This is a genomic window from Kyrpidia sp. (genome assembly GCF_023512215.1).
GTDB lineage: Bacteria > Bacillota > Bacilli > Kyrpidiales > Kyrpidiaceae > Kyrpidia > Kyrpidia spormannii.
In genome coordinates this window covers 122378-132184 of record NZ_JAILZZ010000003.1, presented here as the reverse complement: position 1 = coordinate 132184, position 9807 = coordinate 122378, and the positions used below count along the sequence as shown (strand labels likewise).

The following is a 9807-nucleotide window of genomic DNA, read 5'->3' as shown; positions in this document are numbered from 1 at the left end:
CACTAAATCAGTTATCCTGAGAACCTTGCTCTTCTTTGTTGGATCAATATTCCTCATAGTAGTTATACTGCCATGGAATGATACTGTGCTATTAAAAAGCCCATTCGTAAGTGCACTTGAGAGGTTACGTGTACCCGGAGCTGCAGCTATTATGAACTTTGTTGTCATAACAGCAGTTTTATCGTGTTTAAACTCTGCTCTATATGCTGCATCACGCATGCTTTATTCCCTGGCCATTCATGGTGATGCCCCTTCCATCTTACATAAGGTAAACGAGAAAGGGGTTCCCGTATGGGCTGTTCTGGCCTCCACGCTATTCGGCTATGTCTCAATTATTCTAGATTATATTTCTCCAGACAAGGCTTTCTTGTTTCTAATTAATACTTCTGGATCTGTTGCCCTCTATATGTGGCTTATTATCGCCTTGTCTGAATTGAAGTTACGAAAGAAACTTGAACTGGAAGCGCCAGAACGCTTACATGTAAGAATGTGGGGGTATCCATACTTGACAATATTAACAATTGTAATCATACTAGTCGTTCTTTTCTCAATGGCATTCATGGAGAGCACTCGATCTCAGTTCTGGATGGGAATTTTGAGCTTGAGTGTAGTACTCGGCTTATACATGTTAAGAAAACGCAGGTCAGATAGGGAAGAAACGCAGGGCGCAGGGACAGACTTTTCGGCATGAGGTAAGGCCAATTATTAGACTGAATCTCCTATTTGTTCTATGACGATGAGTGGTAAATTTGTAGCATAGATGATGTTAAAATCGTCCATCAGCGGTTCGGAACACAAACAGGCCCCGAAGGCGACGGTCTCGACCTTTCGGGGCTTGTTTTCTTTCAGTGGAATCATTGTTGAGCCAAACGATATACAACGTGGAGCAAGACATTCGCACCTTTTTCAATATCTTCCCACGATGCCAGCTCATCTTCACAGTGACTCTTGCCTTCAACACACGGGATGAAAATCATAGCCGACGGGCATATCTCGTTCATGTATTTTGCATCATGTCCGATTCCGCCTCGGATTTTTCGGACGGGATAGCCTAGGAAGCTCGAGACTTCACATATTAATTCAACAAGACTCTTAGAAAAAACGGTGGGCTCCATATTCCACAGATCGACCACCGATACATCGACGCCCTTTTCTTTCCCGATGCTCATCAACAAATCTTTAACGGCCTGGACACCACGTTTTCGTATCAGGGAATCATAGTGGCGGATATCTACAGAAAACGTCACTTCGTCAGGAATCACATTGGGAGCCGATGAACGGGGCACAAATTTTCCAACCGTCAATAACAAGTCCTTGTCGGCCTGTGTGGCGACTTCCGCAATTGCCGATACCATGACGGAAGCGGCGATTAAAGCATCGCGTCGCATCGCCATCGGAGTTGACCCTGCGTGTCCGCGAACCCCGCGAACTGTAACCTCCAACCACGAAACACCGACGATTCCTTCTACTGCACCGATGGGAACACATTCCGTATCGAGGATGGGTCCCTGTTCGATGTGCAGTTCTACAAAATGTTGTACATTCTTTGCCCGATGAGGACTCTCTCCCCGGTAGCCGATACGGATCAATTCATCTTCAAACCGAACTCCATCAGCATCAACCCGGTCATAAATAAAAGATGAGCTAAACATTTGAGTGATACCGCCACTCCCCAACATGGGAGGACTGAAACGGGCACCTTCTTCTCCTGTAAAATTAACCATTTCCACCGGTCTCTTTGTCTGAATCCCAAGATCTTTAAATGTCCGCAAGACTTCCAGACTGGCCAAAACTCCCACAACGCCGTCAAAGCGTCCGCCTGCCGGCACCGAGTCCAAGTGAGAACCGATCAGAATAGCTCCGGCTTCAGGATCTGTTCCGGGCCGCCTTCCGTACAGATTCCCAAAATCGTCGATGCGGATTTCCAGTCCCGTTTCGATCATCCAGCGTTTGAGGAGATCCCGCGCGTCCTTATCCTCATCGGACAAGGCCAGTCTTGTTACCCCGCCGTTCGGCGTAGCCCCGATTTGAGCCATGTCTGTAATCGTTTTTTTCAACCGTTCACCATTAATTCTCATAACCCGGTTAGTCCCTCCGTCTTGTCTTGTACGCATAGGATTCGTGTGTTCCCATGGGAGTACAACTTGTAAAGTTTAACCCGTTATCCGAGGTAAGCTTTGGCAATCAGTTCATCCGTCAAGAGCTCGTGGGATGTACCCTGGTGAACAATTGAGCCGGTTTCTAGGACATATCCACGGTCGGCAATCATGAGAGCCATTCTGGCATTTTGCTCGACCATCAGGATCGTCACTCCCAACTTCCGAATCTCCGTGATGACATCGAAGACGCTGTCCACAACGGCCGGTGCGAGTCCCAAGGATGGTTCGTCCAATAACAAAAGCTTCGGCTTAGCCAACAAAGCCCGGGCTATAGCCAGCATTTGCTGTTCGCCGCCACTGAGCGTCCCGGCGTACTGCCATCTGCGGTCGCGAAGGACGGGAAATAAACTAAATATCCGTTCTAGATCGTGAACAATCGCCTTTCTATCCCGTCTGATGTATGATCCGAGCCGCAAATTTTCCATCACGGTCAAGCGCCCAAAAATCCTGCGCCCTTCGGGGACATGGGCAATCCCTAACCGGACGATCCGGTCCGGGGAAAGTTCAAGGATATTCCGTCCCTCAAATTCGATGGATCCCGCGGACACCTTCTCCAATCCCGAGATGGCTCTCAACAATGTTGACTTTCCTGCTCCGTTGGCCCCGATCAACGTAACAATTTCGCCGGGCCGAACCTCTATTGTTAGACCTCGGAGTGCACATGTCTTATGGTAGTAGACGTCAATCTCGTTAATTTTAAGCATGATCCTTCTGCCTCCCGAGGTAGGCTTGAATCACCAATGGATCGGAGCGAATGGTATCAAAAGTTCCCGATCGCAACAGTTGACCGTAGTGGAGTACAGCGATTTCCTCACAGACCTCTTTCACAAGTTTCATATCATGTTCGATGAGAATGATCGTCTTGCCCTCGCGATTCAACCGCTTGATGACCTCAATCAGTTCTTTCGTCTCAATGGCGTTGAGCCCGGCAGCGGGTTCATCGAGAAAAATGAGGTCGGCGCCAGTTGCGACAGCTCGCACAATCTCAATCCGCCGCTGGATTCCTTGAGGTAATTCTTCCACAAGGGTGTCCGCTGTGGAGGCTAGTCCAAAGGAATCCAAGAGTTGCAAAGCTCGTTCCTTTACCTGCCTTTCTACCTGCTTGAACGTACGTGTTATGAAAAAAGCTTGAACCAGACTGTATTGACATTGCCGATGGAAGGCAACGAGGATGTTTTCAAACACTGTACGGTCCATCAATAGACGAATATTTTGGAACGTCCTTGAGATCCCGAGTGCCGTAATTTTATGTGGTTTTTCGCCCGTGATATCCCGGCCTTTGAAAAAAATTCTCCCTTCACTCGGCTTATACAGACCTGTGATAATATTGAACAACGTGCTCTTTCCTGCACCGTTCGGACCGATCAATCCCAATATTTGGCCTGGATACACATTTAGGCTGACCTTGTTGACCGCTTTGACCCCTCCGAAGGACAGACTGACTCTGTCAATCCGCAAGATGGGTTCCACGTTTCAACCCCCTTCCTGCCGCTACATACCGTTGAAACAGGCCTCCCAGTCCTTTCGGTACAAACAGAACAATGAGGAGAATCAGGATCCCAAACACAAACATTTGATAGATGTCTAAAGACTGCAATGATTCATTCATCAAGGTGATGACTAGCGCGCTAACGACACATCCCCAAATACTGTTAACCCCTCCAATCAGCAGCATCACCAATACGTCAATGGACTTGTTGAGGGTGAACATTTCGGGACTCAAAAATCGGATGTAATGGGCATATAGGGCGCCTGACAGTCCGGCTACCATACAGCTCAACATGAATGCGAGAATCTTGTATGAAGCGGTGTTAATCCCCATTGCTCCCGCAGTGATTTCATCGAGGCGGATGGCGATAAAACCCCGTCCGAACTTGGAATCACGGAGCGTAACCAACAGGTAAATCGTGCCGATCACAAAAAGCAGCACCAGGTAGTAATAAGTCTGCTTGCTAGAGAGGTCGAGTCCGAACAGTCCCTCCGGCGCCTGAATGTTCGTGATGCCCATGGGTCCTCCTGTAATATCGACCCAATTGTTGATCAGCAAACGTACGATTTCTCCAAAGCCAAGCGTCGCGATGGCGAAGAAGTGGCCCTTTAACCGCAAAACCGGATATCCGATTGCCAAGCCGACCACCAAGCTGACCAGGCTTGCAACGAGGAAACCCAACCAGACCGGGACATGATGCAGGGACACCAGGGCAGACACATAAGCTCCTATACCAAAGAAGGCGGCGTGTCCCATGGAGATCTGCCCCACAAACCCGGAGATCAGAAAAAGACTCAAAACCAACATGATATTGAACCCGGCCATGATCAGTGTGTGGATGAGATATTCATCTGGGACCGCGACCGGGAGAACCAAAGCGCCTCCCAACAACAACAGGACCATCATCCTTCCCAACATCCTCATCACACCTTTTCCTGAACATATGTTCCAAATATTCCATTCGGCTTAAACAACAGGACAAGGATCATCAGGATAAAGGAAATGACATCTTTGTATTCGGATGAGATATAGCCCGCCGTGTAGGTTTCCATCAAACCCAATAGAAACCCGCCCGCAATGGCGCCTGCCACGTTACCTATGCCTCCCAATAACACGACCACGAACGCTTTTAGAGTGGCCGAAACTCCCATTGTCGGATAGACATTGAACATAGGCCCCAGCAAGACACCGGCGACAGCGGCGAGTCCGGCACCTAAAGCAAACGTTGCGGCAAGAATGCGGTTCAACCTGACCCCCATCAGAGCTGCAACTTCCGAATCAAGAGCTACCGCTCTCATTGCGATTCCAAGATTTGTTTTTTGGATGAGCAGGTACACCAAAACAATCAAACCGAGAGCAACCCCGACGACCAAGATCCGTTGGGCGTTCAGAGTAATACCGAACGCCCCGAACACACTATTGGCTAAAGGAGATGGAAGAGGTCTCGGGTCGGGCCCCCACAGCAGTTGTACACCGTTTTGGAGAATGATCGAAATCCCGATGGAACTTACCAGTAGGTTGACACGACTGGACTTCTCTAAGGGACGAAAAGCGATTCGTTCCAAAAGCACCCCCAACAGCGCCACCGCAATCATGGCGACAAGGATGGACAAGTAATACGGGACACCCAAGGTACCAACGCAGGCGACAGCGATAAATGCCCCGACCATATACAGGTCCCCGTGGGCAAAATTCACCATGTCCAACATGCCGAAGATCAGGGTTAATCCTAGGGCGATCAGTGTATAGCAGCTTCCCATAACTAAACCGTTTACTGTCTGTTGAAGGAACTCGTTCAAACCGCTTCCCCCTTTTCCAACCGGGAATTATTTCTTGGCGTTGTCGACGTCCGAGCCGATAACGACCCGTTTTCCTCCTGACCATTTGACAAAGAGCAGATGCTTGGAGGCTTGCCCTTTATCGTCAAAGGTTGTTGGTCCTTGAACACCAGGCAGATCTTTGATTTGTTTCATTCCCTTTTGAATGCCTTCTCGGTCAAATCCGCCTGTCTTCATGGCTTCAGCTAGAATGTAGACAGCTTCATAGCCACCGGCCGCGTACATGTCGGGGTCAACACCGTACTTCTTTTTGTAGGCTTCGACGAATGACTTCGAATCAGGGAAATACTGATAGGCGTCGGGTTCGAAGTAACTGCTGTGAATCATTCCTTCCTCTGCCCCGCCAGCCAATTCATGGAACTTGTTGTTTGTAAAGCCCCCCATTCCTAGGAACTGGGTTTTGACGCCGAGATCCCTGGCTTGTTTTACAATTTGGGCACCTTCAGTAATGAGACCGGCTATGAACGTTCCCTCTGCTCCGGAATTCTTTAATTTTGTCAGTTGGACGTAAAAGTCGGTGTCTCCCTGATTATAATATTCCTTCACAATGACACTTCCGCCCTTGGCCTTAACCTCATTTTCGAAGACCGTAGCCCCGGACCTCCCATAATCAGTGTTTTCCGCTAGAATTGCGAATTTGTGAAGGCCAAGGTTGGTCACAGCATAATCGGCGATAGCTTTTCCTTGCACTTTGTTGGGCAGAATGTTCCTGTACATGTAAGGGTTTCCTTGTTCAGTAACGGCATCGGCAGTGGATCCGGGAGTAATCTGGACAACCTTTTCACGTTTACTTACATCTTCGATAGCGAGAGTTACACTACTGTTGAAAGCCCCCAAGAGAGCGACGACTTTATCTTGGGTAATGAGTTTTTGCGCCGCACTCACCCCTTCTGCCGGTTTGCTTTTGTCATCTTGGAAAATAATGTCTAATTTGACGCCGTTGACTCCACCGTTTGCGTTAATTTCATCCCGAGCGAGTTCAATGGCATTTTTGAAACTTTGACCTTCGTAAGCGGAGCCGCCCGTTAGGGGAAAAATTGCCCCGATTTTGACCGACTTCTGAGCAGTTGCTCCCGTTCCGCATCCGGCCAAAAGACTTCCAATACACAGGGTGGCAACAATTTTAGACAACCAACGTTTTCGCACCATAAATCCTCCTTTACCAGATGTCTTACGTTCCAATTACTCAGATGCATTCGTGATGTTCTTTCATCACGGGCACCCTCTTCTTGGATAAGAAATTTGGAACTGCTTTTTGAAGCAAGCAAATTCCGTGCCATATGGTGCGGGCTGTTCTTGAACTTGATCTGGCCAAACAATCAGGTGATGTTCTATGTGATACGTAGTGAAACGAAACTGGATCGAACCGAAAGTGATTCTTTGCACCGAGCGAAAAAACTATCTTTTCTCTGGTTGAAGGGGAAAAAAGAACTGAAATTGAATCGAGGTGATGCAATTGCGGTTCGATTTTCATTTGACGTAGGTTTACATCTTAGATATAAGAATCCTTGTATCTCTTTTCAGGAGGCTCATCAAACATGCAGTGGACAGGACTGTACGACCACACCTGGTTTTTGAGAATCTTGGACTCTCTTACGGACGGGATCTTCATCGCAAATGGACAAGGAATCACGTTGTGGGTCAATCAGGCCAGTGCTAAAATCTGTGGTCTGTCTCGAGAAGAATTAATTGGAAAGTCGGTGTACGAGTTAGAGGAGAAGGGAATATTCAGTCCGTCCGTCACCCGTAAGGTATTGCAAGAAAAACGTCCCATGAGTGTCGTTCAGACCATGAGGGACGGACGGAAATATCTGGTGACCGGAACCGCTCTTTATAATGAATCTGGCGAGATCCAGTTGGTGATTGCCAACTCGCGTGATATTACAGAGGCCATAAATTTCCATCAACAGCTGGATGAATTGGAGGATTTGGTGAGGCACTACAGTCAAGAACTCAGAAAGATTCGTCTGGAGAAGCAACACGAAGAACGAGACCTCGTTGTGGGTAAAAGCAAAACCTTTCGAGATCTTACGGAACTTGTAGAGCGGGTTGCAGACATGGATGTCACGATCTTGATCACGGGCGAATCGGGTGTGGGTAAAAACGTCATCGCCAGAAGAATTCACGAATTGAGCCCCCGCTATAATCAACCTTTTCTGCAGTTGAACTGCAGCTCAATCCCTGAAGCACTGTTTGAATCGGAGCTGTTCGGATACAAAAAAGGAGCATTTACCGGCGCAAATCCCAATGGGAAAATCGGACTGGTCCAATTGGCCGATAAAGGAACCCTCTTTTTGGATGAAATTGGAGAGCTGCCGCTTCATGTGCAAGCCAAACTTTTGCATCTTCTTCAAGATAAACGATTTTTACCGATTGGAGCCGAAAAGCCCGTTACTGTGGACGTCCGAATCATTGCGGCAACCAACCGAGACCTTCAACAAATGGTTCAAGATGGAACTTTTCGGAAGGATCTATACTACCGCTTAAGCATCATCCCGATCCAAGTTCCCAGTCTGAGGGAACGCAAAGAGGATATTCTTCCATTGATCGATCATTTTACAGAAAAATTTAATAAAAAATATGGGGTCAAAAAACATTTTGAAGCAGGGGCCCTTGAAATCTTGCTGGATTACGAGTGGCCCGGCAACATACGTGAATTGGAGAATTGTATTGAACGATTGATTGCCATTTCAAAACATAACACCATACGTCCTGACGACCTACCGCCCGACCTCAGAGAAAGGTCTTCTCGAATCACATTCCCTCACCTCTCTGGCATGTCCCTGAGAGAGGCATTGGAGCAAGTCGAAAAGACATATCTGATCCACGCCTACCGCGAATATCAAAGTACGAGGAAAGCGGCGAAAGTATTGGGGATGAGTCAATCGTCCCTGGTTCGACGGTTGAAGAAATACGGAATTCGATAGTTGGCACATTTTTTGCGTTATAAAGCGTTGAGACCTGGGAGGTGAACAGCATGGAAAGCACACTCATCAAACGAATTTCGTCTTGGATTGACGAGCATGGATCATCAGAGCTTACTTTTTTGGCGTCCCTGATACAAGAACCTAGTGTTCAGGGGAACGAGGCAGGTGCACAAAAGTCTATTGCAAAAAAATTTACGGAAATGGGGCTTACCGTTGATACCTGGTACCCGGATGCTGAAATTCTCGCCAAGCATCCGGTATTTCATTCTAACCGAACTTCATTTGACAGCAGTCCCAATGTAGTGGGAGTTTGGCAGGGGACCGGCGGCGGACGTTCTATCATTCTGAATGGTCATATCGACGTGGTGCCCGAGGGTGACCCTTCACAGTGGTCCGACGATCCCTTTTCCGGGTACATTGTTGACGGCAGGGTGTTTGGACGCGGGTCGTCCGATATGAAGGGGGGGATCTTTTCGGCGATATTGGCTGTCCGCAGCCTCCAGGCTCTGAACATTCGTCTTTACGGGGATGTCATTCTTCAGAGTGTCGTGGAAGAAGAAAGCGGCGGTGCCGGTACTCTTTCCGCATTATTGCGGGGTTACCGAGCAGATGCCTGTTTGATTCCTGAACCCACCGACATGAGAATTTTTGTCTCCCAACAGGGGTCCATGTGGTTTCGCATCCGCGTTCCCGGGGTGTCCGCTCATGGCGGAACCCGTTATGAAGGCGTGAATGCCATTGAGAAAGGGATGTACCTGATACAAGGACTACAATTTTTGGAAAAGCAACGTAATGATAGGATGGACAATCCTCTTTACCGTCATTTCCAAATTCCTATACCGATTAACGTCGGGGTCTTTCATGCTGGCAAATGGCCTTCTTCAGTTCCGGACCATGCTGTCATCGAAGGACGTATCGGCGTAGGCCCTCATGAAACGTGGGATAGCGTTTGTAAAGAAATGGAAATCTTCGTGCACGATTGGACGCAGCGAGACCCTTGGCTTCGGGAACATCCGCCCGCTATCGAATGGTTTGGCGCCCGCTGGATGCCCTCAGAAATCGATGTGTCCCATGAACTGACGACCTCGTTGGTCAACGGATTTAGACATGTGTTGGGTAGAGACCCAATAGTGGAGGGAGCCCCTTGGGCCACGGATGCGGGGTTGTTTACTCATGTTGGAAAGATTCCGTCAATCGTCTTTGGCCCGGGCACTACCCGATTGGCCCATTATCCGAATGAATCGGTGGCCATCCGAGACCTGTTCGACGCCGCCAAGGTCATGGCTGCGACCCTCATCGAGTGGTGCGGTGTGTCATCACCTCGATGAATCGAGGAGAGGGGGCGGCTAGCCCAGCCCCCTCCTCACATTCATGTAACGGGATTCGATTTAGGT

9 protein-coding genes are annotated in these 9807 nt (G+C 48.5%); 3 read left to right on the top strand and 6 right to left on the bottom strand.

Annotated features, from left to right (window positions below):
* On the top strand, positions 1–691 hold a 691-nt coding region (locus K6T64_RS02810), incomplete at its 5' end, for an amino acid permease (protein WP_288008478.1).
* 163 nt (positions 692–854) lie between these two features.
* Here the strand turns inward: K6T64_RS02810 and K6T64_RS02805 are convergent.
* The 6 genes from K6T64_RS02805 to K6T64_RS02780 all read right to left on the bottom strand — a co-directional run bounded on the left by K6T64_RS02805 (position 855) and on the right by K6T64_RS02780 (position 6632).
* On the bottom strand, positions 855–2078 hold the full coding sequence (locus tag K6T64_RS02805) for a Zn-dependent hydrolase (protein ID WP_288008477.1): 1224 nt from the start codon (positions 2076–2078) through the stop codon (positions 855–857).
* An 83-nt stretch (positions 2079–2161) separates the two neighbouring features.
* Positions 2162–2863 carry an ABC transporter ATP-binding protein gene (locus K6T64_RS02800; RefSeq protein ID WP_288008476.1) on the bottom strand — a complete coding sequence of 234 codons (702 nt, stop codon included), beginning with the start codon at positions 2861–2863 and terminating at the stop codon, positions 2162–2164.
* A complete protein-coding gene (locus K6T64_RS02795; RefSeq protein ID WP_288008475.1) occupies positions 2856–3629 on the bottom strand; it encodes an ABC transporter ATP-binding protein in 774 nt (257 codons plus the stop codon). Before K6T64_RS02795 ends, K6T64_RS02800 begins: the two co-directional genes overlap by 8 nt.
* A complete protein-coding gene (locus tag K6T64_RS02790; protein ID WP_288008474.1) occupies positions 3607–4566 on the bottom strand; it encodes a branched-chain amino acid ABC transporter permease in 960 nt (319 codons plus the stop codon). The genes K6T64_RS02795 and K6T64_RS02790 overlap by 23 nt, the downstream gene beginning before the upstream one ends.
* A gap of 5 nt (positions 4567–4571) precedes the next feature.
* On the bottom strand, positions 4572–5447 hold the full coding sequence (locus K6T64_RS02785) for a branched-chain amino acid ABC transporter permease (protein ID WP_288008473.1): 876 nt from the start codon (positions 5445–5447) through the stop codon (positions 4572–4574).
* A 27-nt stretch (positions 5448–5474) separates the two neighbouring features.
* Positions 5475–6632, bottom strand: coding sequence for an ABC transporter substrate-binding protein (locus K6T64_RS02780; RefSeq protein ID WP_288008472.1), 1158 nt, complete (start codon positions 6630–6632; stop codon positions 5475–5477).
* A gap of 392 nt (positions 6633–7024) precedes the next feature.
* On the opposite strand from K6T64_RS02780, the gene K6T64_RS02775 reads away from it, so the two are divergent.
* Positions 7025–8413: a sigma-54 interaction domain-containing protein gene (locus K6T64_RS02775; protein WP_288008471.1), complete on the top strand. Its 1389-nt coding sequence runs from the start codon at positions 7025–7027 to the stop codon at positions 8411–8413.
* A 50-nt stretch (positions 8414–8463) separates the two neighbouring features.
* Entirely contained in the window at positions 8464–9741 is a 1278-nt protein-coding gene (locus tag K6T64_RS02770) for a peptidase (protein ID WP_288008470.1), read from the top strand.
* Positions 9742–9807 lie beyond the last annotated feature (66 nt).

Excerpts from the sequence above, each read along its gene's own strand:
- K6T64_RS02805 (WP_288008477.1), bottom strand. The coding sequence starts at position 2,078 with ATGAGAATTAATGGTGAACGGTTGAAAAAAACGATTACAGACATGGCT.
- K6T64_RS02800 (WP_288008476.1), bottom strand. The coding sequence starts at position 2,863 with ATGCTTAAAATTAACGAGATTGACGTCTACTACCATAAGACATGTGCA.
- K6T64_RS02790 (WP_288008474.1), bottom strand. The coding sequence starts at position 4,566 with ATGTTGGGAAGGATGATGGTCCTGTTGTTGTTGGGAGGCGCTTTGGTT.
- K6T64_RS02775 (WP_288008471.1), top strand. The coding sequence starts at position 7,025 with ATGCAGTGGACAGGACTGTACGACCACACCTGGTTTTTGAGAATCTTG.
- K6T64_RS02770 (WP_288008470.1), top strand. The coding sequence starts at position 8,464 with ATGGAAAGCACACTCATCAAACGAATTTCGTCTTGGATTGACGAGCAT.